Source organism: Sinorhizobium sp. KGO-5, assembly GCF_036245905.1.
Lineage (GTDB): Bacteria > Pseudomonadota > Alphaproteobacteria > Rhizobiales > Rhizobiaceae > Sinorhizobium > Sinorhizobium meliloti_A.
This window is the reverse complement of sequence record NZ_BDIZ01000006.1, coordinates 350,659-372,610: the sequence shown is the minus strand read 5'-3', so window position 1 is coordinate 372,610 and position 21,952 is coordinate 350,659. Positions and strand designations below refer to the sequence as shown.

General features: G+C 60.2%; 19 protein-coding genes and 3 pseudogenes. 5 read left to right on the top strand and 17 right to left on the bottom strand.

Annotated features, from left to right (window positions below; all coding sequences use genetic code 11):
• Positions 1-10: 10 nt before the first annotated feature.
• Genes BHD07_RS24220 through BHD07_RS24205 form a run of 4 tightly spaced genes read right to left on the bottom strand, consistent with a single transcriptional unit; the run spans position 11 to position 1,288 of the window.
• Complete coding sequence (locus BHD07_RS24220) at positions 11-397, bottom strand: transposase (protein ID WP_338283437.1); 387 nt, start codon at positions 395-397, stop codon at positions 11-13.
• A gap of 59 nt (positions 398-456) precedes the next feature.
• On the bottom strand, positions 457-813 hold the full coding sequence (gene tnpB, locus BHD07_RS24215; protein WP_338283436.1) for an IS66 family insertion sequence element accessory protein TnpB: 357 nt from the start codon (positions 811-813) through the stop codon (positions 457-459).
• Positions 810-1,022, bottom strand: a complete 213-nt coding sequence (locus BHD07_RS24210; RefSeq protein ID WP_338283435.1) for a hypothetical protein — start codon at positions 1,020-1,022, stop codon at positions 810-812. Before BHD07_RS24210 ends, tnpB begins: the two co-directional genes overlap by 4 nt.
• Positions 1,019-1,288: a transposase gene (locus tag BHD07_RS24205; RefSeq protein ID WP_338283433.1), complete on the bottom strand. Its 270-nt coding sequence runs from the start codon at positions 1,286-1,288 to the stop codon at positions 1,019-1,021. Before BHD07_RS24205 ends, BHD07_RS24210 begins: the two co-directional genes overlap by 4 nt.
• Positions 1,289-1,521: 233 nt before the next feature.
• Here BHD07_RS24205 and BHD07_RS24200 point away from each other — a divergent pair, with 233 nt between their 5' ends.
• Entirely contained in the window at positions 1,522-2,436 is a 915-nt protein-coding gene (locus BHD07_RS24200; protein WP_338283432.1) for a DUF6929 family protein, read from the top strand.
• A 456-nt stretch (positions 2,437-2,892) separates the two neighbouring features.
• Here BHD07_RS24200 and BHD07_RS24195 read toward each other — a convergent pair whose 3' ends face one another.
• Positions 2,893-3,378 (bottom strand): BA14K family protein, encoded by a 486-nt coding sequence (locus tag BHD07_RS24195; RefSeq protein WP_324763940.1) that lies wholly within the window; start codon positions 3,376-3,378, stop codon positions 2,893-2,895.
• Positions 3,379-3,966: 588 nt separating this feature from the next.
• Here BHD07_RS24195 and BHD07_RS24190 point away from each other — a divergent pair.
• Both BHD07_RS24190 and BHD07_RS31985 read left to right on the top strand, forming a co-directional pair.
• A complete protein-coding gene (locus tag BHD07_RS24190; protein ID WP_445190497.1) occupies positions 3,967-6,054 on the top strand; it encodes a PBP1A family penicillin-binding protein in 2,088 nt (695 codons plus the stop codon).
• Positions 6,055-6,087: 33 nt separating this feature from the next.
• Positions 6,088-6,276, top strand: a pseudogene (locus tag BHD07_RS31985) (beta-propeller fold lactonase family protein); the annotation flags it as partial.
• A 38-nt stretch (positions 6,277-6,314) separates the two neighbouring features.
• On the opposite strand, the pseudogene BHD07_RS24185 reads toward BHD07_RS31985, so the two are convergent.
• From BHD07_RS24185 to BHD07_RS24135, 11 genes and pseudogenes are all read right to left on the bottom strand, one after another.
• Positions 6,315-6,647: pseudogene (locus tag BHD07_RS24185) on the bottom strand (amino acid ABC transporter ATP-binding protein); the annotation flags it as partial.
• Positions 6,648-6,905: 258 nt separating this feature from the next.
• Positions 6,906-7,895: an acrylyl-CoA reductase family protein gene (locus BHD07_RS24180; protein ID WP_338283430.1), complete on the bottom strand. Its 990-nt coding sequence runs from the start codon at positions 7,893-7,895 to the stop codon at positions 6,906-6,908.
• A 79-nt stretch (positions 7,896-7,974) separates the two neighbouring features.
• The gene (locus BHD07_RS24175; protein ID WP_338283429.1) at positions 7,975-9,834 is read right to left on the bottom strand and encodes an ABC transporter ATP-binding protein; all 1,860 of its coding nucleotides are present in this window, start codon (positions 9,832-9,834) and stop codon (positions 7,975-7,977) included.
• 9 nt (positions 9,835-9,843) lie between these two features.
• The gene (locus BHD07_RS24170) at positions 9,844-10,728 is read right to left on the bottom strand and encodes an ABC transporter permease (RefSeq protein WP_338283428.1); all 885 of its coding nucleotides are present in this window, start codon (positions 10,726-10,728) and stop codon (positions 9,844-9,846) included.
• 1 nt (position 10,729) lies between these two features.
• The gene (locus BHD07_RS24165; RefSeq protein ID WP_338283426.1) at positions 10,730-11,665 is read right to left on the bottom strand and encodes an ABC transporter permease; all 936 of its coding nucleotides are present in this window, start codon (positions 11,663-11,665) and stop codon (positions 10,730-10,732) included.
• Positions 11,666-11,726: 61 nt separating this feature from the next.
• Positions 11,727-13,322: an ABC transporter substrate-binding protein gene (locus BHD07_RS24160; RefSeq protein WP_338283425.1), complete on the bottom strand. Its 1,596-nt coding sequence runs from the start codon at positions 13,320-13,322 to the stop codon at positions 11,727-11,729.
• 119 nt (positions 13,323-13,441) lie between these two features.
• Complete coding sequence (locus BHD07_RS24155) at positions 13,442-14,557, bottom strand: mandelate racemase/muconate lactonizing enzyme family protein (RefSeq protein ID WP_338283424.1); 1,116 nt, start codon at positions 14,555-14,557, stop codon at positions 13,442-13,444.
• A gap of 3 nt (positions 14,558-14,560) precedes the next feature.
• A complete protein-coding gene (locus BHD07_RS24150; RefSeq protein WP_338283423.1) occupies positions 14,561-15,013 on the bottom strand; it encodes an acyl-CoA thioesterase in 453 nt (150 codons plus the stop codon).
• Positions 15,014-15,173: 160 nt separating this feature from the next.
• Complete coding sequence (locus BHD07_RS24145; protein ID WP_338283422.1) at positions 15,174-15,482, bottom strand: MaoC family dehydratase; 309 nt, start codon at positions 15,480-15,482, stop codon at positions 15,174-15,176.
• 123 nt (positions 15,483-15,605) lie between these two features.
• Entirely contained in the window at positions 15,606-16,421 is an 816-nt protein-coding gene (locus tag BHD07_RS24140; RefSeq protein WP_338283421.1) for a hypothetical protein, read from the bottom strand.
• A gap of 2 nt (positions 16,422-16,423) precedes the next feature.
• The gene (locus BHD07_RS24135) at positions 16,424-18,805 is read right to left on the bottom strand and encodes a CaiB/BaiF CoA-transferase family protein (RefSeq protein WP_338283420.1); all 2,382 of its coding nucleotides are present in this window, start codon (positions 18,803-18,805) and stop codon (positions 16,424-16,426) included.
• Between the two features lie 181 nt (positions 18,806-18,986).
• On the opposite strand from BHD07_RS24135, the gene BHD07_RS24130 reads away from it, so the two are divergent.
• Both BHD07_RS24130 and BHD07_RS24125 read left to right on the top strand, forming a co-directional pair.
• The gene (locus BHD07_RS24130) at positions 18,987-20,042 is read left to right on the top strand and encodes a LacI family DNA-binding transcriptional regulator (RefSeq protein ID WP_338283419.1); all 1,056 of its coding nucleotides are present in this window, start codon (positions 18,987-18,989) and stop codon (positions 20,040-20,042) included.
• A 140-nt stretch (positions 20,043-20,182) separates the two neighbouring features.
• Positions 20,183-20,347 (top strand): annotated as a pseudogene (locus BHD07_RS24125) (transposase); the annotation flags it as partial.
• 77 nt (positions 20,348-20,424) lie between these two features.
• Here BHD07_RS24125 and BHD07_RS24120 read toward each other — a convergent pair.
• Positions 20,425-21,897 carry an NAD-dependent succinate-semialdehyde dehydrogenase gene (locus tag BHD07_RS24120; RefSeq protein WP_338283418.1) on the bottom strand — a complete coding sequence of 491 codons (1,473 nt, stop codon included), beginning with the start codon at positions 21,895-21,897 and terminating at the stop codon, positions 20,425-20,427.
• Between the last annotated feature and the right edge of the window lie 55 nt (positions 21,898-21,952).

Below are 21,952 nucleotides of genomic sequence, written 5' to 3'. Positions count from 1 at the left end.
GGCGGCCTGCTCAAGCAATGACACCGCCAGCACCATGTTGGCGGTTCTCTGGCTTGCGCTGGAGAGCCGCGCGATGGTCTGCCTGCCCGAACTGCGGCGGGACTGTCTTCGTCTTCCCGGCAAGGGTTGGCGGCGTGACCGATGAACGGTCCTGTGTCTGTTCGATGTCCGCTTGCGCCTCGCCTTCCTCCAGGTCGGTGATCGTCAATTCGAGTTGCTCGATCAGCCGATCGAGTTTCTCTGATGAGCGACCAAAACGGGCCCGCTTTAAGGTCGCAAGCTGGGCCTTCAGCTTCTCGATATAGAGGTTCTTGGCATAAAGCTCCGCCTGCAACTGCGCGGTCAACGCACGCAATTCCTCGAGTTCGGCAAGCGGATCAGAAGCAACAAGAGACATCCGTCTCTGTAGCACGAGAGGTTTATCCCGCTACGGTCTTAAGTCGCAAAAACAATGCGTTAATACGCCATCGCCGGCTTCGGCAGAGGGTCAGGCATCCGCGTTCGCCGCCAGTCCATCCCTTCCACGAGGAGAGCAAGTTGGGCTGCCGACATCTGCAGAACACCATCGACGATCGACGGCCAGACGACCTTGCCATGCTCCAGTCGCTTGGCAAAAAGGCACATCCCGGTTCCGTCCCAATAAAGAGCTTTCAAATAGCCGCCTCTTTTCCCCCGAAAGAGGAAGAGATGGCCACTATAGGGATCGGCATTCAACGTGTTGACGACCTCCGCCGACAGACCATCGAATCCACGGCGCATATCGACCGGCCGGCAGGCCAGGTACACTTTCGTCCCCGCGGCAATCTGGATCACGACGCCTCACTCAGTGCCGCAAGAACACGCCGCAAAGCCTTCGCGTTGACGAAGGCGTCAACGCGAACGCGAACACCATTAGCAAGATCGATTTCGATGACGCCGGGGCGCTCGTCCAATGTCGGCCCTTTGGCCGGCAACACCGACTTGGGCCGCGCCGAACTCGCCACCGGAGGAGCCGCCGCAGAGGGTGCGACCGGTATCGTCATCGCAGGCCCTTCGTCATCGCCTCGTCCAAACACACCGATCGGAATGAAGTCCAAGGCGGGTTGCGGCAGAAGCACAAGGGAATCGGCCTGTGACCGAGCTGTCCGGCCTCGGCTACCCGTATCCAGCGGAAAAGCAGGTTGCTGTTGACCCCGCGCCGGCGCGCCACCTCCGCTACCGAGTTGCCGGGAAACTGCGCTTCTTCAACAATTCGCCATTTGTCTTCCAGCGACCAGTTTCGTCGACCGCGCTTCGCCGCTTCGCTCATTCCCGACATCAAATACCGCCATGGTGTCCACTTAGCACTTGGTGGACACTATCCCACTCCGCGGCAGTGCCGGTAGGCGGTCATCACGCCACGATTACATACATTATGCGGTCCGCAACGCACAAAGAGAGAACGTTTCTTGAACCCCTTTTAGCGCGGACGCCAGGAGCTGCTTTTCATCCGCCGGATTTTGCTTCATCAACGAGGACGTCTGACGGAGCGGAGCGACGCCCATGATCAAACTCGAGAAGTTACGCGACCTCGACATTTACACGTGTGCCCATTCACGCCCTTCACACTTGAGCGCCGCAAGCGGACTCGTATGCGTGGGCTCTGCACTCTACGTGATCGCGGATGATGATGTGCACCTTGGCGTCTTTCCTGTCGACCGATTAGGACCAGGGCGCTTAGTTCGGTTATTTGCGGAGATCTTGCCGGAAGGGACTAGCGATAGAAAAGCAACGAAACCTGACTTAGAGGCACTGGCCCGTATCCCTCCGTGCAATGGTTTTGCATTTGGAGCGCTTTTTGCTATCGGCTCAGGTTCGCGGCCCAACCGCAAGAAGGGTGTGGTGCTGGGGTTCGATGCGAAAGGCACGATCACCACTCCCCCCACTAGCGTCGACCTATCGTTCCTACTTGATCCGATCGCGACAGAATTTGGTCAGCTCAACATCGAAGGTTTGGTCATAGCCGCGGATGAGCTTCGTTTGTTTCAACGGGGCAATAGGCGCCACAACGACAACGCCATCATCCGGTACCCGCTGTCCCCGGTCCTGGACGCGCTGGAGAAAGAGCGCGTTGACCCGCTGAAGCCACTCGCTATCGAGCGTTTCGACCTCGGCGCCATCCAGGGCACTCCGTTCGGCTTCACCGATGCCGCCGCGCTGCCCAATGGAGACATGATTTTCAGCGCCGTCGCCGAGAATACAGAGGATGCATATGTCGACGGTCCGTGTCTCGGTGCTGGCCTCGGTATTATTGATGGCCGTGGCAATGTCGCCTCTTTTGATTGCCTCGAATATCCGCACAAGATCGAAGGAATCCACGCGTACGAAAAAGGCGAGGTCCTTGAGCTTCTCCTGGTGACCGATGCCGACAACCCCGATATCGCCGCCGGCCTGTTCTCGGCCCGTATCGTCCGCTAGCGTGCGTCGCCGACACCCCGTGCGGCGGCGTCACCACCTCCGCCAAGCTCCCGCGGGTAGAGTTAAGTAGGTCTGGGGCCTAGCACGAGCGAAGAATCTGAAGCTGAGCGCCGCGCGTGTGTCGTCGAACTGAGGCAGGCGCGCTTTCTCCGCAAACCAGCGACCACGTGGGTGCGGCGGTGAACGTCACCTCGAGCATCCCCTCGTTCAGTCGCGGAACGGACGAACCGTAGTATGCCATCGCCTCGCACTGTCGCTAATCGCGAATGTCAGCTTGACTGTGGGACTAGGCCGCACGCGATCCGAGACTTTGCGGATGATCGCCGGAAAGCTCCAGCGGTGCGGGAAAATTCGTCTCACCGCGGCCGGCATCCCAGAGCTGCACGATGTTCCGACGGGGTGTCGGGAGGCACTTAAGCGGTCTGCCTCGTTTGCCGAACCGCAGAGGCGCACTAATCAGTAGTATGGCGACACACATTCCTGGCGTGGCCCGTAATAGGGCTGGAAAGAGTTGTCGTAGACCCGGTACGAGCGATAGCGATCATAGCACCATTCGACATGTGCCGACGGGGCGCTGGAATAAACCCTGCGAGGTGGCGACGCGATCGCGCCACCGATTATTACTCCGGTCCCGAATGCGGCCAGAGGATACCACCACCCGTCACTGTGCCGACGGTACCCGTCGCGACGGTAGCGGTATCCCTCGTAGCCATTGTAGTAGCCGTACCGTGGGCCTGCATTGTAGCGGCTCCCGTTGTAGCGGTAGTCGTTGTAGCCACGCTTGTGCGGCGGCCCACCGTAATGTCCTGGTTTGTGGTGGACCAGTTCGACTGGCTGGGAAGCTGACGTACCCACCGAAATGGGAGACAAAGGTACGGCCTGCGCCGACACCGCCGACAGTGCCATAGCGGCGGCTGCGAGTACTGCACCTATTCTTTTCATCAAAGTCTCCTACCAAGCGTGTAGAGTGACTGCGCTACGTTTTCTAGAGGACACGATATACATGCACTGAGCAGCGTTTCATCGTGAACAGAACGAGAGAAACTCAGTTAGTTGCCGTCGATCGTTTGGCCATAGGACCTTCGTCCTACCACCGTCCCTCAAAGGTCCTAGCCGATCGGACCGGCCACCTTTGTCCACAGAACACATTCAAATGGGGTCACGCGACTAACCAACAGACATGGTTTCAACGAAATGTGCAGACAGAAACCCAACCAAAGGCCGGGGCAAGCGTCCTTACCGCACGACTGGAAACCCGACACGGTGCTTTAGATTCTGAGTGAGTTTGAACGTTAACAAATGCCGCGCCCTCCGAAACTCTCGCTACGAAGTGCCACGGGTTCCGACAACCATGGCAAGCCAGAAGCACCTGCAGAGGGCGTCGAGGTAAGGACAAAGGTATCGGACTGCGGAGAAGAAGCTGGGCCCTCAACCCAAGCTGAACAGACGGAGCTCCCGCCGATATCTTTTAAACGAAGCAGACGCGCAGCTCGCGCACTCCTTCGCGCGCTGGGCCACGATTTGCGGGCAATGTCCACTGCTGCAACCGTCAATGCTCGCGCGGCAGCTTCCTCCTTTACGATGAAGATCCAGGGTTTGGACGCGCCAACTCTTTCGTCCCTGGTTCGGAATCTCGGCCGGTCGCTCGCCAACCCTCCCGCAAAGGCAAGACGAGCTATCCGCCGGTTCGGAAAAATTGTTGGAAAGACAAGGCAGCGGGCGTGGCAAAGCGACAGCCGGTGGAAATCGACCGTTCGGCTGACCGCCGTTGGCTGTATTTTGCTTGCCGCGACCGTCCTGGTGTGGGCGCTGAAGGACGTTCCCTGGAGCGAAATTCGGGACGGGACGCTAAAGCCTGTCGTAGTGTTGGAGACCGCGGCCGGTGGGCCGCTAGTCAGACAAGGCCCCTTTCAAGGGCCTTATGCGGAGTTTAGCCAATTCCCTCCACAGCTGATCGATGCGGTGCTGTCCGTTGAGGACCGGCGGTTCATGGACCACTTCGGGATCGATGTCAGAGGCATCGCAAGAGCGCTCATTCGCAACTTCGACGCCGGGTCGGTGGTAGAGGGCGGCAGCACGATCACCCAGCAGCTCATCAAGCTGCAGTACCTCGACAGCAATCGCACGATAAAGCGAAAGATCCAGGAGTTCGTGATCTCCTTGTGGCTGGAGTGGAAGCTGGGCAAGCAGGAAATTCTGACACGGTATCTCAACAGCGCCTATCTTGGCGCCGGCGCGACGGGCATGCCGGCGGCCGCACGTATCTATTTCAACAAGGACATTGGTGCACTCAACCTTCAGGAATCGGCCCTGCTGGCGGGATTGTTGCGGGCGCCGAGCCAGTGGAACCCGATCGATAATTTTGAAGGTGCCCGACAGCGCACGTCGGTCGTCCTCGATGCCATGGTGGCTAATGGCAAGATCACAGCGCCCAGGGCCGCGCAGCTCAAGGCGGGCTTTGCCACGCTCCACCCCACGACGCCGACACCACGCTCCGGGAGCTGGTTCGCGGACTGGATTTCCCCGAAGGCGGGCGAAATCGCCGGCGCGTCGCCGGGCTCGACGACGGTCCGCACGACGCTAGACCCACGGCTACAAAGGATTGCCGAAAAGGTCACTAGGAACGCCCTAGACACCGAGGGAAAAGTCGTCGGAGCATCCCAGGTGGCATTGGTCGCGATGACGTCAGATGGGGCGGTTGTCGCCATGGTCGGCGGTCGCGACTATAAAAAGAGCCAGTTCAACCGCGCAGTCACCGCGAAGCGGCAGCCGGGCTCTACCTTCAAACTGTTCGTTTACTATGCGGCCCTTAAAGCCGGGCTCTCCCTATCTGATCAGGTCCTGGACGCGCCGGTCGACGTCCACGGCTGGTCGCCGGAGAATTCCAGCGGTCGTTATCGCGGCTGGGTCACGCTCGCGGAGGCCTTCGCCCGTTCGCTGAATGCGCCGACCGTAGCTCTCGCCCAAGAGGTCGGCCTCGAAAATGTGATCGCCGCTGCGCGCGAACTCGGAATCGACGCACCGCTTTCCGACACCCCATCCTTGGCCCTCGGTACTTCCGAGGTCAGCTTGCTTGACCTGACAAGCGCCTACGCGTCTGTGCATTTGGGCAAGGCGCCCGTCGAGCCTTGGGGGATCGTTGAATTTCGGGCGGCTGGTCAAGCAAAGGCATTTCGGGTCGGCTCGCACTCCACCCCGAGCGTTGATCTTTCCGCCTATCGGCCAGACCTCCTTGCCCTTCTGCAGCTGGTGGTCCAACGTGGAACGGGGCGCGAGGCCAACCCCGGCGTCTTCGCGGCCGGCAAGACCGGTACCAGCCAAAACAATCGCGACGCCTGGTTCGTCGGCTTTACGGAGCCACTCGTTGCAGGGGTCTGGGTCGGCAATGACGATGACACGCCGATGAAGGGCGTCACCGGTGGCGCCTTGCCAGCGCATATCTGGCGGGATTTCATGCGCGAAGCGATGACGGCACCCGCGACAGGAACGCTGGAGGCTGGGGCAACCTCACCTCATAGTTGCAATATCACAGCTTGCTCCCGCAGCTATCGTTCCTTCCGGCCATCCGACTGCAGCTATCAGCCTTATTTTGGAGGACGGCGGCTGTGCGAAAAATGATGTACTCAACGCAGATCGCCATTCCGCTTAGATGCCAAAATCGGTGCGCTATCTCCCATGGGCCAGACTTCCTGCGGCGGCCGGACATCGCGCAATCTCGTGATTACCTTGCAGGGCGGCCACCTTCTCTGCACCAATCAGGACTGCGACGACGTGAGCATCTTCACACGCGATTTAGAAACCGGTGCGCTCAGCGATAGCGGCAAGACGATCCGTACCGGCACGCCGATGTACCTCATTTCGCCCGGGCCTGAGGCCGCTCAGTGTTTGAGGATCTGGCTGAGGAACAGCTTGGTCCGCTCGTGCTGCGGATTAGTGAAGAAGTCGTGCGGTTTGCCCTCTTCGACGATCTGGCCTGAGTTCATGAAGACCACCCGGTCGGCGACGGCGCGGGCAAAGCCCATTTCATGGGTCACGCAGACCATCGTCATGCCGTCCTTGGCAAGGCCAGTCATCGTCTCCAGAACTTCCGAAACCATTTCCGGGTCGAGCGCCGAGGTCGGCTCGTCGAATAGCATCACGGCCGGCTGCATGCAGAGCGAGCGGGCGATGGCGACGCGCTGCTGCTGACCACCCGAAAGCTGAATCGGATAGGCGGAACGACACCGGCGAATACTTGTCGAATTTGGCTGACAATTCGCGTATCGCAGCATCGCCGCGCATCTCGATATCGCTGAGGATGCCTTCGACGACTGAGCGTACCTGGGTGTACTCTTCGATGCGTCGCGTATCGAGCTTGCCGCGCTTCAAATGGGTGATAGCCATGGATGTCCTTTATGCCCAGCGGATATGCGGGCCTTGATGGGAACTTGCAGAGAGGAAGTCTCGAGCCGTCAGTGTGCGCCTTTGCCTTACGCCAGTGGCACGATGACCCGGCCCCGCACCTGTCCTGCGAGAATGCGGTTTGCCGCTTCGGGCAGTTCGGCAAGGCCGACTTCCTCCACAAGTCCGCCATAGGCAGCAAGATCGAAGTTTTCGGCTATGCGATCCCAGGCGGCAATCCGCGCAGCATACGGCTGCATGACGCTGTCAATACCGCTCAACGTTACCCCGCGCAGGATGAAGGGCAAGACATTCGTCTCGAGATTGATGCCCGCCGCGTTGCCAACGGCGGCGATGGCACCGCCATATTTCACCTGCCTGAGGATCTTTCCGAGGATTTTGCCGCCGACATTGTCGATCACGGCTGCCCAACGCGCCGGTTCCAGCGGTTTATCCGACTGAGCGAGAAATTCCTCGCGCGCCACGATCGCCGCGGCGCCAAGTTTCTTCAGAGCCTCCGAATGTTCCGATCGGCCGGAGAGCGCCACGGCCTGGTAACCGAAACGGGCGAGAAGCGCGATGGCAATGGACCCCACTCCGCCGGCCGCTCCGGTCACTAGCACTTCGCCGCCCTCGGTGTTTAGTCCGAGAGTTTCCAATCGGCCGATCGCCAGCATGGCGGTCAGCCCTGCCGTTCCAACGGTCATCGCATCCCGCGTTGAAAGCCGGTTCGGCAGGGGCACGAGCCAGTCGGCCTTGACCCTGGTTCGTTGACTGTAACCACCCCAATGGGTTTCGCCCACGCGCCACCCCGTCAGCACTACGCGGTCGCCCCGCTTATAGCGGTGATCGAGGCTGTCGCGCACTGTGCCGGCGAAGTCGATCCCCGCCACATGGGGGTAGGCCCGCACGAGCCCCCCGCCACCTGTGAGGCAAAGTCCGTCCTTGTAGTTGAGCCCGGCCCATTCCACGTCAACGGTCACATCGCCGTCGGGAAGACGATCCTCACTCAAGGTTTCGACCCTTGAGGATATGCTTCCGTCTTCTTCGCACGTGGTTACCAAAGCCTGATAAGTCATGTGACTGTCCTTTCTGACGCATCTTCCGCAGCCTGGCGTCAAAGCTGCGCCTCTATCCTCGCGGCCGAAGCTGGGCCTCCTAGATCTTCCAGTCGCCGCCCCAAAGCTGGACAATGTGGCCAGGCGAAACTTGCCGGTATGTTCTCACCGGCGGATTATAATCGACCGGGCGGATCGGGCTCCTGACCTCGTCGTTGTTAATTGGCCGCAGTAGCTTCCGGCGCGCAGGGTCGGGCACTGGAACGGCAGCCATCAGGCGCCGGGTATAGGGGTGCTGCGGATTACCGAAGACAGCTGCGACCGGCCCCTTCTCGACGATCTCACCCAGATACATCACCGCGACCTGGTGGCTGATGCGCTCAACGACCGCCATATCGTGAGAGATAAACAGGTAGGACAGTCCGAACTGCTCCTGCAAATCCATCATCAGATTGACCACCTGAGCCTTGATCGAGACGTCGAGTGCCGACACGCTTTCATCTGCGACGATCACTTTCGGCTCCAGGGAAAGGGCCCTGGCAATGCAGATGCGCTGTCTTTGCCCGCCGGAGAATTGCGATGGATAGCGACTGGCCATCTCGGTGGCCAGTCCTACCTTTTCGAGGAGGTCCATAGCTTTGTCACGAGCCTGTGCCCTGGTGCCAAGCCTGTGAGTGAGGAAGGGCTCAGCAATGGCATCACCCACCTGCATGCGCGGATTGAGGCTGGCATATGGGTCTTGGAATATCATCTGGATATGCCGCCGCATGTCACGCATGCGATGCCTGTCAAGCACTCTGATGTCGGTGCCATCTATACTGATTTCACCGCTGTCCGGCTCGACCAGCCGCATGATGGCACGCCCGGTCGTTGACTTGCCGCACCCGGATTCTCCCACCAGCGATAGTGTCTCGCCGCCTGATAGATCAAAGCTCACCTTCTCCACTGCATGCACGCGACCCGCGGGGCCGGAAAACAATCCGCCGGCAATATCAAACCGCTTTACGAGTTCGTTGACCCGCAGCACCGGGTCTGCCTTGCGCACAGTGTCCGGTCGTTCGCGGCCGGCGACTACCATGCCCGTGGAGCGGTCGAGCACCGGAAAATGCTGCGGCCCCCTTTCGCTGCCCTGCCCCAGTCGCGGCACAGCGGCAATCAGCGCGCGGGTGTAGGGGTTCTGGGCGGCTTCGAATATCACCTCGGTGCTGTCGGATTCGACCGCGCTGCCCTGCAACATCACCACAGTACGATCAGCAATCTCCGCGACTACCCCCATGTCGTGGGTGATGAACAGAACCCCCATGCCCTCCTCCTTCTGCAATTGCTTGATCAATTGCAGAATTTGGGCCTGGATCGTCACGTCGAGGGCGGTGGTCGGCTCGTCGGCGATCAGAAGGCTCGGCTTGCAGGCGAGCGCCATGGCAATCATCACGCGTTGCCGCATGCCGCCCGACAGGGCGTGGGGATAGTCCTTGAGACGTGAGGACGCGGCGGGGATGCGAACGCGCTCAAGCAGGCGCTCGGCCTCCTTCATCGCTGCCTGCCCTGAATGCGTGCCATGGATGGTCAGCACTTCGGCAATCTGCTGACCGACCGTCTTGAGCGGATTGAGGCTTGTCATTGCCTCCTGGAAGATCATCCCGATCTGCCGGCCCCGAATCTTGCGCATGGCGACCGGGCTGAGCTTCAGCAGATCCTCGCCAGCCAGCTTGACGGATCCCTCGATCCGGCTCATCTCGGGGTCAAGCAGACGCATGATCGACAGCGCCGTCACCGATTTTCCCGATCCCGACTCGCCTACGACCGCCAGCGTCTCTTTTGCCCTGATATCGAAATCGATCCCTTTCACGATCTCGGTCCAGCCCTGCTGGGTCAGGAACGAGGTCTTCAGGTTACGCACTGACAGCAGTGGTTCAGGTTCGCCAACGGGAAGAATGCGTTCCTTACTTATCGCGTTCATGCCGTTCTCCTATCGTGCCGTCGACGGATCGAGCGCATCGCGGATGGCATCACCGACCAGATTGAAGGCCAGCACCACCAGCGTGATGGCGATACCCGCTCCGATGATTGGCCACGGCGAGCCGAAAAGGCTGTTGAGCCCGTCACGGATGATGTTGCCCCAGCTCGGATTGGGGGCCCTGGTACCTATACCGAGGAAACTCAGCGAGGCTTCGATGCGGATTGCCGACGCGACCCAAAGTGTCATCAGCGCGACGATCGGCGCGATGATGTTGGGGATGACATGCCTGATGATGATGACGGGTGTGCGGACGCCCACAGCGATTGCCGCTTCCACATAAGGCTCCTGCTTTATCGATAGCGTCTGGGCTCTGGCCACGCGCGCAAAACCTGGAATGAAGGCCACCGTGATCACCGCAATGATGTTCCAGAAGCCGCCACCGAGTACCGCAGCGATCAAGATCGCAAGTAGCAATTCCGGAAACGCCAGCAGCAGGTCGATGAGGCGGGAGATCAGGCGGTCGGCGGTACCGCCGAAATATCCGGCAATCACGCCGAGTATCGTACCCAACAACGCCGCCAGAACCGGAGAGATGAAGCCGAAAAGCAGCGAATTGCGCGATCCATAGATGAGTCGGCTCAACACATCGCGCCCGAACTGATCAGTCCCAAGCCAGTTGTCTTGGCTGGGCAGGCGATTGATCTTGATGATCGACTGGGCCAACGGATCGTAAGGCGCCAGCCAAGGGGCCAACACCGCGACCAGGACGAACACCACGATGAGGGCGGTAGCAAAGGCAGTCTCGGCCCGGCCGAAGAGGATCTTTCTGACCTTGGTGAAGACGCCTGGCTCTACAGCCGGAACGCGGAGGGTTTCTTCCGTAAAGAGCGACATCTTACTTCACCCTCACGCGTGGATCGACAACAACATAGACTAGGTCCATCAATAGATTGATGAGTACGACGAAGCCGGCAAAAACGAGAACCCCGCCCTGGATCACGGCATAATCGCGCTGGGCAATGGCATCGATCAGCAAACGGCCAATGCCGGGCCGGTTGAACACCAGCTCGATGGCGACAGATCCGGAAAGTGTCGACAGGAGGCTGAGCCCGAGCCCTGTCGAGATCGGCAGGAGAGCGTTTCGCAGGCCGTGCCGGTAGATCACCCTGCTCTCCTTCGCGCCCTTGGCCCGGGCGGTGCGCACGTAATCCCGCCCGAGCACTTCGAGCAGGCTGGTGCGGGTCAGCCGGCCAAGAAAGGCCGCCTTGACGAAGGCAAGCGTGAGTGCCGGAAGAAAGACGTGGTGGATGCGGCTTACCAGATCCGTGCCGGCGCCGTTGATCGGGAACCATCCAAGATTGAGCGAGAAGGTGATCAGCAAGACGGCGCCCAGGAAAAAGTCGGGGATGGCGTAGCCGATCAGCGAAAAAACACGCACGCCCGTATCGGGGATTTTGTTTCGGTTGGTGCCGGCGAGCACCCCGAGCGGTATGCCCGCGACAATCCCCATCAACATCGCCGCGACGGTAAGTTCTATCGTGTAAGGAAGGTTCTGGGCGATCAGGGTGACCACCGGCGTATTGGACAGGAGCGATCGTCCGAAATCGAGGGTCAATACGCCACCGAGGAAATTCAGATACTGCTGCCAAAGCGGTACGTTCAGCCCCATGCGCTCGCGGAATTCCGCCAACTGCTCTGGCAGAGCCGCGTCGCCGAGTGCAGCAAGCGCCGGATCACCGGGCAGAATTCGCATCGCGATGAAGACAAGCGTCAGCACCAACCAAAGCGTCGGAATTGCGTCAGCCACTCTGAGAAGGATGTAGCGGGCCATGCAGATCACCCAGATTGGGGATCTTCGCCGAGGCGAAGATCCCTGGATTGTTGAGGAAGCACTAGGCCGTCTTGGTCGCGCGATGGAAACGCCACCGTGCATAGCCGCTTTGGACAGGGTAGCCGAGATCGACGCGGGCGGCGCGGACCGCCGTGAAGCCGAGAGAGGATAGGCCGATCAAGGGAAGGTCACGCAGGACCTGCAACTCGATCTCCTTACAAAGTGCAAGGTAGGTATCGTAGTCCGTCGCCTGCAGGGCCTTTGCGAGCTTGTCGTCGATACCGGGCATGGCAGCGCCGTAATGGCTGTAGTTGCCGCCCCCGGAACCATCCGCCTTGACCTCCGACGCCTTCGCCAGCTGCTGGAAATAGATCTGCGTCGGGATAGGTGGATAGCTCGACGAATGCATTGCTAGCGTGTTCTGATCCGAGCGGTTCGCGGCGTGGTAAGCGGTGTGGTCCATGATCTTCAGGTTCATGTTGAAGCCGGCAAGACGCAGTTGCTCCTGAACGATCAGCATGGTCGAGGAATAATCCTCGCGCTGGCTGCAAAGCGCGTCGAAACTGATGCCGTTGGGATGCCCCGCTTCGGCAAGGAGCGCCTTAGCCTTCTCCGGATCGTACGGATACTGCAGCTCCGGTGGCAGGTCCTCCGTCTTGAAGCCCGCGGGGAAGAAATCAGGCTGCAGGCCTGGCATCGTGCCTCCCATGGGTTTAAGCGCCTTGGCTACAGCGGGTCGGTCGATCGCATGCATCAAGGCCTGGCGGACCTTGAGATCGTCGAAGGGTGCACGGGTTAGGTTCACGTGCAGCGTGTTGAACGAGCCCGGTGATGTCATGTCGATCTTGAGAGTCGGGTCGCGCTGCAGCATGGAATCGATCCATCCAGGTGCCCGCACCGCCTCGATGATGTCGACATTGCCCGAAAGCAGCGCCAGCGTCCGCGCCGTGGTGTCGGCGATGTAAACGCATTCCACCCTGGCGATCTTTGCCTTTTCGCCCCAGTAACCTTCGTGGCGCTTGAGGCTCGTTCCGGTTTCCGGATCAAACTTCACCAGTTCATAAGGTCCCGTGCCCACCGCATCGGTAGCAAACTTCTCCGCTCCGATTTCCTGATAGGCCTTCTTCGAGACGATGGACGTGTTGTTGTTGAAGATCGAGGTACCGAGCAGGTTTACGTCCGGCTGCTTGAGACGAATGCTCACCTCGTAGGGACCGTTCGCGACCACACTGTCGATGTTTGACAGAATGGTGCGATTGGTTCCTTCCTTCATGGCTCGCTCAAAGGAGAAGACAACGTCGTCTGACGTCATCTCGCCGTAGCCGCGATGAAACTGCACGCTTTGGCGAAGCTTGAAGGTCCACACCTTGGCGTCATTGGACTGCGTCCATTCGGTGGCCAGGGTCGGCAGGTATTCATCCGGAGTGAGAGCGAAACGCCCATCTTCCGGGCGTACCAGCTGCTCGTATATCTGTTCTGTGGCCCAGTTGTCCGATCCCTGCGTCGTCAGGTTCGGATCCGAGTGGCGCGGACCATTGGCGGCAATGCCCATCCGCAAGGTATCGACGTCCTGTGCGTGGGCAATGCTGATGCCAACCCCCGAGAGTACCGTGGTGGCCGCGGCCAGTTCCAGGAAGTTGCGTCTTGTCAAAGCCATGGAATTCCTCCTCCCAGCTTGTATGTGGCGCCGGCCCCTCGCCCGCGCCATCACGGGTTACGCCCTACGGCGCGAAGCAGTCTTCGGCGTGCCTGGCAGCCCTCCTTGCTGTAAAATGCCTAGCCAACACGGCGCGCCTCCAGTTCCTCATCTATCACGTCCAACCCGAGGCCCGGCCCGGTCGGGAACACGAACTTGCCGTCAACCGGCTTAGGCGGATTGCGGAAAGCCGGATGCATACGTGTGTCCGGGTCGGCAAATTCCGCCGGTTTGGTGAGATGCATGATCGTCGCGAGCACATGCAGGTTGGCGGTGTGGCCGATTGTCGGCTGTGTCTGGTGGGGCACCAATTCCACTCCGTGGGCATAGGCAATGGCCGCGCACCGCATGAGACCGGTGATACCTCCCATCTTGACGATGTCCGGTTGGACCATGCGCACGCCGGCATTGATCATGTCGACCAATGCCTGGGTGGTATAGGTCTGCTCAGCCGCCGACACGGTGATGTCGAGCCTCCGCGCCACCTCGCCCATGGCCCTAACGTCATAGTGCTGCACCGGCTCCTCGAACCAGACATAGCCCAGCTCTTCGAGCGCGCGTCCGACCCGAATGGCACCACCAACCGAATATTGATTGTTGGCGTCGAACGCGAGCGGGAACGTTTCACCCACCAGCTGCCTCACGGCCTTTGCCTTGGCGATGTCACCGGGGATGTCATAGTCCTGCCGGGTGCGGTCACCGTCCCAGCGAATCTTGATTGCTGCCGGCTGCTCCGCCCGCCAGCGCCGTTCAACCACCCGCACGGTCTCGTCGAGGCTACGATTGGCATTGCCCCCGATCGATGAATAGAACGGCACCTCTTGACGCCAGGCACCGCCCAGAAGCTTGTATACCGGCAGGCCGGAGAGCTTGCCCTTGATGTCCCAAAGCGCGATGTCGAGCGCCGCGAGCGCGCCGGTTACCGCGCCTTCCGGACCGAGCTTGACATAGCGGTGCAGCAGGCGGTCGTAGATGACCGCGTGATCCAGGACATCAGCCCCGATCAGCGACGCCGCGGCATCGCGTATCACCCAAAGCGAATGCTCTCCGCCGAACATCGGCGACGCTTCGCCATACCCGACAAGCCCCTCTTCGGTCGTGACCCGCACAATGGCACTGCGCCGCCCTGGCGGATCGTCCGCGTTCCAGGCGACCTGGAATGCCTCGATGGATTTGATGACGGACGCTCTATCCATGAGCTACTCCTCAGGTGCTGGTAGGGGCAAGATCGACTCAAGATGAGCCCGAAGCGGCGCCGGAAACGGTGCGGGGCGCTTGCTGACGGCTTCGATGAACACGTGAATGAAATGGCCGTCGGCCGCCGCCTCATCCGACCCTTTGAGGAACGCGGCAAGCCTGTAGCGTACCGAGGAAGTCCCGATTCTCTCTACGCGCAGGCCCATCTCGAGCCGATCCGTAAAGATGATTTCGCGATGATACCGGCAGCCATTCTCGACCACCACCATTGCCCCACCATCCCTGCCCAGCCCCAGTTCCTTCTGATAGAGGAAGCCAAGCACGGTGCTATCGAAGAACTCGTAATAGCGGGCGTTGTTGACATGCCCGAAGATGTCGATGTCGTTCCATCGAAGCGATACGGCGGTGAACCACGCGAAAGCCTGCCGCCGTTCTGTCGGTCTGCGCTCCGTCATGGCAGCCGCAGCGGTGGCGCACGCATGCGCGACAAAGATGCGTTCATCTTTCGAAACCTCCCACTTCGGAGCAGGGCCTCTCCCGCGACGCCGCCCTCCAAACCGGCCAACAGGATACAGGCTTTGCATCCGTATGCAAGCAATACTGTGGAGAGCGCTTTCATAATCGCAGCCATTTCATCAGATGTTCGGCGACAGCCACTATGGTGCCGGACTGGTTGGCCACCTCGATACCCGTTAACGGACGTCTGCCGTTCGAATCGAGCTCCCTTACGACATAGGTGACGGTCAACATATCGCCGGGATAGACCGGCGCTACGACGCGCAGCCGATCATAGCCGAGCGAAAACCGGGATCGTGGTATTTCCCGCAACCGAGCCTCCCGGATCGCCTTGGTACCGGCTACCGACATGTAACCCACCAGAAGCGCGCCGTGGGCAATGATGCCGCCGAAACGGGATCCGGCCATGCTTCAGCGTCCGTGTGCGCCTCGTAGTAGTCTCCGCTCAGCGCCGCGAAACGGGCGATATTCTCGTGCTGCACCGTCGTTGCATAGGATACCACCAGGCCCGTCACCGTCCGGCTCAACTGATCAGGCATAGATCTGTGTCCTCCTGAACCGTGCAGCAGGTCGACCGTCGGCGAGAAGAACCTCCTCGGTGACCAGGTAGTGTTTGCCCTTGCGTTCGAAGGTTTCGGCCACACAGCCCGCCGTGCGGATCGACTGACCTGGATAAACCCTCTCAAAATGCTGCGTTTCCACTTCGACCAGGACGACGGCCGCCGGAAATCTCCAGCTTGAATTGACGTCCCCCATGGCCGTGCGCATCAGCATCCCCGAATGGACGAAACCGATATCGTTGTAAATCGGATGGGTTTCAGCAAAGGCCGACAACGAGGCCTTGAAGTCCGCCGCCGACAGAACCCGCTCGCGGCTTTTAAGCGACGCGCCCGGCTGGATTTCGCCGGGGCTCACAACAGGTGGATCTTCCGGTGTTGGAAGCAGTTGCAATCGAGCCGGATCCGGCGGTGGAACCGCTTCGTGAGCCAGCGCGACCCATCCGGTCGCCACCTCCTCGTCGTCCCCGTTACGAACGCTGACCATGCTGCGCTGACACACTCCATCCTCAGCGAGTGGTCCGGCTAAAACCGTCACCTCGTCATGATTGTAGACAGGCTTGCGGAACCGCGCCGAAATGGCGCCTCGATCGGCCCAATCGGCACCCCAGCTGTCGATCGCCACCCGGCTGATGTGACCATAAACAAAAGCGCCAGGAATGAGGGCTGCCTTATAACCGCGGGCCCTGGCGACGGCGTCGTCATGGATCGTTCCCCTGTAGCGGGGCGCGTCGTCGAGGAGAATCCGTATATCGAAGCAGCGCGGGAAAAGTTGCGTCGGCTGACCCATGCTCACGCTCCCTGCAGGGGTTCGGTCGCCATGGCGTCACTCTTCTCGATAACGGCGATCTGATCCGGCGGAAGTTTGATGATGCGCTCAAGAACGTGCCGGTTATGCCAGCCAAAAGGCGGGGCCGACGCCAGCTGCGCCCCGGGGGTGTCGCTGAGATGGATTGGCAGGCCCGGATGTTTGTGCCGTCCCGCGTCAGGATGCTGGAGCTCCGTAAAGAAACCGCGATAGGCGAGATATGGATCTTCCGCCAGATCCCGGGGCGTTTGCACCGGCGCCGCCGCCACTCCGGCAGCCTGCAGCCGCGCAGCCAGTTCATGCTTGTCTTCGCCCGCCGTCCAGGCAGCTATGAGCCCGGTGAGTTCATCTTCATTAACGCGCCGCCGCTCCAGGTCGGAAAAACGCGGATCTGCCCAAAGCTCCGGCCGACCCATGATCCGGCACAGTCTTTGCCATTGGCCCTCGTCAAGCGCCGCGATGACGATCCACTGGTCTTCGCCTCGAGTGGGGAAAGCATCATGCGGGCTGGCAAAGCTGACGCGATTACCATTTGGTACCGGGTCCTGCCCCGTCTCACTGGCGAGTAGGATTTCGGGGCCGATCAGGTGCATCGCCGCTTCGACCTGCGGAACCTCCACATACTGGCCCTCGCCGCTCCTCTGGCGGTGGATAAGCGCCGTGAGGATCGCTGCGGCAGCGTTAAACCCGCCGATTGGATCCAGATAAGACGGACCGGTCACCTCCGGCCGGCCGCCCGTATAGCCGATCATCGCTGACATGCCCGCTGCCATTTCCATGGTCGGGCCGAGGGCCGCATAGCCGGACATCGGCCCCTTTGTTCCAAAGGCCGGCAGTTCGGCGACGATGATGTCCGGCTTTATCGCTTTCAGAGCGTCATAGTCGAGACCGAGCTTCTTAAGGGTATCTGGCCGAAAATTGCAGATCAACACATCTGTGACGGATACTAACCGACGCAGCGTTGCCCGGCCTTCTTCAGTCTTCAGATTGAGAATACAGCTGAGTTTGTTGACATTTTGAGAGTTAAACAGGAACGACCGGTCGTACCAGCGCTCACCTGGCTGCCGTGCAGGGAAGTTGATCGGGTTGGGCTCGTCCTTGTTGAGGCGCCAGGAATTGACCCTGTTCGGCGCTTCCACATGAATAGACTCAGCGCCAAAAAAGGCTAGCACTCGTCCGGCCATCGGACCTGCCCATGCGGTGGTCAGCTCAATGACGCGCAAGCTTTCCAAAGGACGGCCCGTGGACCCCGAACCGGACAGGGGCTCTTTCTCCGAAGGCAAATGAGCGCTGCCTGCAAAACAGGCATTTGCGTCACCGAGGCGGGGAGCGAGGGTACCCACACGGCGCGGTGTCGCCGACATACGGAACGGCGACCCAAGAATGGTCCGACCGTCCACTGTTTCCCAGTACCCTCGCTGGACGAGATGGCGGCTCCTGATTAGCTCGGACGGCCGATATGCCTTGGCAGCAATGACTTGCGCCTTCTGGAGGATCTCCACCAAATCCTCGGCTGCCATCTCAGCCACCCTCGACTGGAAGATAGAAAACAGCGCGTCCCAGTTGGCGCGGCGGTTAGCGGGATCGGCAAAGCGTTCGTCGTGCTCCAGTTCAAGCAGGCCAAGCGCTTCCAGCAGGGCGTGCCACCGGAAATTGTAGATCCAGATGCAAACCCAGCCGTCACGGCAAAGGACCTGCCCCGCCTGCACAGCTTGCTCTGTCCGCTGCCTGGACGTGCCATTGTAGATATACTGCATCACATAGGGGAAACACATAGATGCGGCGGTCTCAGCCGCGTCGATGCGCACGACCTGACCGCGCCCGGTCTCCTCACGCGCATACAAGGCAACCAAAGCGCCGATATAGGCGCCGATACCGCTCGCCACTTTGGCGCGGTTCCCGGTTCCAAAAAGCGGCTCCCGATCGGCAGCGCCATTGTTGTGCATCATCCCTGACAAAGCTTGGAGGACGATTTCCGGCCCCTGCCACTCCGCGCGCGGGCCGTCGCCACCAAAACTGCTCGGCTGCACAACGATTGCATTGGGATTGCTCTGGCTTATTTCGTCCGCATTTCCTTCCGGAGGAAGGACGATCACATCCGCCGCAGCAAGGATCAGGTCGAGCTGGCCGCGAGCTCCCGTATCGCCACGATCAAGCGCATAGGAGCTCTTTCCGGAATTGAAGTGGAAAAACGGCAGCGAGTCCCCACTTCGCGAAAATGGCGCAGAACGTCGGATTGGCGAACCCTCCGGCCCCTCCACCAGCATCACCGCCGCACCATAATCCGCAAACAACCGGGCGCAGTACTGCCCCGCCAATGTATCGGAATAGTCGACCACCCGCAGATGGCTGAAAGCGCCCCTCATAGCTCCTCCCAAAGGCAAGCGTACGCAAGACCAAGACCGGCTCTGCTAGCCGCCTTCTGAAGCAAGGTTAGGGAACATTGCATCCGTATGCAAGCGGCGATTTGCATACGGATGCGTGTTTATGCGATATACTGCTCATGCTGCTGCGGGTCGTGCGGCAAAAACACGACGGGGAGTGATGATGAACAATGCCGATGACAAGATAGCCTCGCCTCGAGCCAAGCCGCTGACGGCGCGTGAGCTCGCCCGGCTGATGGGTGTGAGCCAGTCCGCAGTATCACGGGCCTTCACGCCAGGAAGCTCAATTTCTCCCGAGCTGCGGCAACGAATTCTCAAGGCGGCCAGCGAACTCGACTACCAGCCGAACGCGATTGCATCCATGCTCTCGACTCGGCGCAGCAATATCGCCGGCATCGTCATTTCCGAGATGCAGAACCCGTTCTATCCGACGTTGATCGAAAAACTCTCGCGCGGTCTACAGCGGGTCAAGCTTCAAAGCCTGATGTTCAACATCACTCGCGGCTCCAATATTGAAGAGCAGCTCGTCGCACTGCGGCAGTACAATGTCGATGCAGTTATCATCATCTCAGCTACCGTACTGTCCGGCGCCTCGGTGCAATGGGCAACCGATGGACGGGCTGCCGTCCTTGTGAACCGCACCATTCCCGATCTCCCCCTCACCTCCGTCAGCTGCGACAACGTCGAGGGCGCTCGCGCCATTGCCGATCACTTCCATGTGCTCGGCCGTCGCCGGGTATCCTATGTCGCTGGTCTTGCCCATACCTCCACCAATTTCGAACGGCAAAACGCCTTTGTGACACGGGTGGCGGAACTTGGGATGCGGCTCATCCACTGCATCGCCGCTGGCGAGTACAGCTACGAGGCGGGTCATCGGGCAGCGCTTGAAATCGCACGCGGAGAGAAGACGGATGCGATATTCTTCGCCAATGACATTCTTGCGGCTGGCGGCATGGACGCACTGAGGGAAAGCGCCGGACTGCGCGTACCGGACGATGTCGCTGTTGCCGGTTTTGACGACGTGGCGTTGGCGCGCTGGCCGCATTACTCGCTCACGACGTTCCGGCAACCCATTGATGCTATCGTGGAAAGGGCCGTAAGCTTGGTCACACAGCAGTTGGAAACGCCTTCTTTGCCGCCGAGCCGGAATTCGATAAGCGGCGAACTTGTCATACGCCATTCCACGGTCGCGGAATGGTCACCTGAAATCATCGAGTGACTGCAACCAAGTTGGCGTCACGATACGAAAGTGATGAAGCTGTCTGAACAGCCCCTGGATTTGTAGACACCTTCCTTCCTAAATTTGAGGGAAGGAGGCCGGGCAAAGCCAATTTCAGCGACGATTTCAAACGTGATGCGATGCGTCAGATCACCGAGGCTATCCGGTTGCGGATGTTTCGGAGCGGCTGGGCGAGCCAACATTCGCTCTACGAGTGGAAGAAGAAGTTTGCCGCGCCGAGCGCAAAAGGTGGTGACGAGGCCGAAGAGATTAGGCGGCTGAAGAAGGAGTTGGCTCGCGTCACCATCCAAGTGCGACGCTTGGCGCACACTCCGTCGAGATTTGCCCCCCTTGCATTGGTCAGCGCGAAACCTGCGCTGCGTCAGATGCTTAGGCAGAGGTATTTAATCTCCACATAGTCTTCAATGCCATACTTGGAGCCTTCGCGGCCCTGGCCGGACTGCTTGATGCCGCCGAAGGGGGCCGCCTCGGTGGAGATCAGGCCGGTGTTGATGCCGACCATGCCGTATTCCAGCGCCTCCGCTACGCGGAAGATCTTGCTCATATCCTTCGAGTAGAAGTAGGACGCCAGACCAAACTCGGTATTGTTGGCCGTTTCAATGACCTCCTGCTCCGTCTCGAATTTGAAGAGCGGCGCAACAGGTCCAAAGGTTTCCTCGCGAGCGATCTTCATGTCGATAGTGACACCCGTCAGCACGGTTGGCTGGAAAAACAGACCGCCTTGGGCATTGCCGCCGAGAACCACTTCCGCGCCCTTTGCCACCGCGTCGCCTATATGTTCCTCGACTTTGGCGAGCGCCTTTTCCGAGATCAGTGGACCGGCGTCGATGCCCGGCTCAAAGCCGTCGCCAATCTTCATCTCCCGCACCTTGGCCGCGAGCTTCGTGGCAAAGGCGTCATAGACCCCGGCCTGCACGAACAGCCGATTGGCGCAGACGCAGGTCTGGCCGTTATTGCGGTATTTGGAGATCATGGCCCCTTCGACCGCCGCGTCGAGATCGGCGTCATCGAAGACGATAAAGGGGGCATTGCCGCCGAGTTCCAGACCCAGCTTCATGATTTGGTCGGCACCCTGGCGCATCAGGATTTTGCCGACATTGGTGGAACCGGTGAAGGTCAGCTTGCGCACCTTGTCGTTCGCACACATTTCCTTGCCAACACTGGCCGAGTCGGTCGACAGGACGACGTTGAAGAGTCCCGCCGGCAGGCCGGCGCGCTCCGCCAAAACCGCGATCGCCAGCGCCGAAAGCGGCGTTTCCGCCGCAGGCTTCGCGACCATTGCGCAGCCGGCGGCAACCGCAGGCGCCATTTTGCGCGCAAGCATTGCATTCGGGAAGTTCCATGGCGTGATCGCCGCCACGACCCCGATCGGCTGCTTGAGAACGATAATGCGCTTGTCCGACCGGTGACCAGGAATGGTATCGCCATAGACGCGCTTGGCCTCCTCGCCGAACCATTCGACGTAGGACGCGCCGTATAAGATCTCGCCCCTCGCCTCCGCGAGCGGCTTGCCCATTTCCATGGTCAGGATGGTGGCGAGGTCATCGGCGTTGGCGACGATGAGGTCGTAGAGGTTGCGCAGCACCGCGGCGCGTTCCTTGCCGGTCTTCCTCGCCCATGTCTTTTGCGCTGCGTGCGCCGCATCGATGGCATGCGCGGTTTCGGTCCGGCCCATGTCGGGCAATGTGGCGACGACCTCGCCCGTCGCCGGATTGATGACGTCGAACCTCTTCCCGCTGTCGCTTCTCGCGACCCACTCCGTCCCGAGCAATCCCTTGTCGATCGCAAGGCTGGGATCCTGCAGCCTGGCGAGCAGTGTTTCCGAAATCGTCATTCACAGAGCTCCTCGTGCGACCGCGCATCGGACTTTATCCCGGCGGTAGAATTCC

Excerpts from the sequence above, each read along its gene's own strand:
- BHD07_RS24120 (WP_338283418.1), bottom strand. The coding sequence starts at position 21,897 with ATGACGATTTCGGAAACACTGCTCGCCAGGCTGCAGGATCCCAGCCTT.
- BHD07_RS24145 (WP_338283422.1), bottom strand. The coding sequence starts at position 15,482 with ATGGCCGGATCCCGTTTCGGCGGCATCATTGCCCACGGCGCGCTTCTG.
- BHD07_RS24190 (WP_445190497.1), top strand. The coding sequence starts at position 3,967 with ATGTCCACTGCTGCAACCGTCAATGCTCGCGCGGCAGCTTCCTCCTTT.
- BHD07_RS24195 (WP_324763940.1), bottom strand. The coding sequence starts at position 3,378 with ATGAAAAGAATAGGTGCAGTACTCGCAGCCGCCGCTATGGCACTGTCG.
- BHD07_RS24150 (WP_338283423.1), bottom strand. The coding sequence starts at position 15,013 with ATGACGGAGCGCAGACCGACAGAACGGCGGCAGGCTTTCGCGTGGTTC.
- BHD07_RS24170 (WP_338283428.1), bottom strand. The coding sequence starts at position 10,728 with ATGTCGCTCTTTACGGAAGAAACCCTCCGCGTTCCGGCTGTAGAGCCA.
- BHD07_RS24130 (WP_338283419.1), top strand. The coding sequence starts at position 18,987 with ATGAACAATGCCGATGACAAGATAGCCTCGCCTCGAGCCAAGCCGCTG.
- BHD07_RS24165 (WP_338283426.1), bottom strand. The coding sequence starts at position 11,665 with ATGGCCCGCTACATCCTTCTCAGAGTGGCTGACGCAATTCCGACGCTT.
- BHD07_RS24155 (WP_338283424.1), bottom strand. The coding sequence starts at position 14,557 with ATGGATAGAGCGTCCGTCATCAAATCCATCGAGGCATTCCAGGTCGCC.
- BHD07_RS24160 (WP_338283425.1), bottom strand. The coding sequence starts at position 13,322 with ATGGCTTTGACAAGACGCAACTTCCTGGAACTGGCCGCGGCCACCACG.
- BHD07_RS24220 (WP_338283437.1), bottom strand. The coding sequence starts at position 397 with ATGTCTCTTGTTGCTTCTGATCCGCTTGCCGAACTCGAGGAATTGCGT.
- BHD07_RS24175 (WP_338283429.1), bottom strand. The coding sequence starts at position 9,834 with ATGAACGCGATAAGTAAGGAACGCATTCTTCCCGTTGGCGAACCTGAA.
- BHD07_RS24180 (WP_338283430.1), bottom strand. The coding sequence starts at position 7,895 with ATGACTTATCAGGCTTTGGTAACCACGTGCGAAGAAGACGGAAGCATA.
- BHD07_RS24140 (WP_338283421.1), bottom strand. The coding sequence starts at position 16,421 with ATGGGTCAGCCGACGCAACTTTTCCCGCGCTGCTTCGATATACGGATT.
- BHD07_RS24200 (WP_338283432.1), top strand. The coding sequence starts at position 1,522 with ATGATCAAACTCGAGAAGTTACGCGACCTCGACATTTACACGTGTGCC.
- BHD07_RS24135 (WP_338283420.1), bottom strand. The coding sequence starts at position 18,805 with ATGAGGGGCGCTTTCAGCCATCTGCGGGTGGTCGACTATTCCGATACA.
- BHD07_RS24210 (WP_338283435.1), bottom strand. The coding sequence starts at position 1,022 with ATGACGATACCGGTCGCACCCTCTGCGGCGGCTCCTCCGGTGGCGAGT.
- BHD07_RS24205 (WP_338283433.1), bottom strand. The coding sequence starts at position 1,288 with ATGAGCGAAGCGGCGAAGCGCGGTCGACGAAACTGGTCGCTGGAAGAC.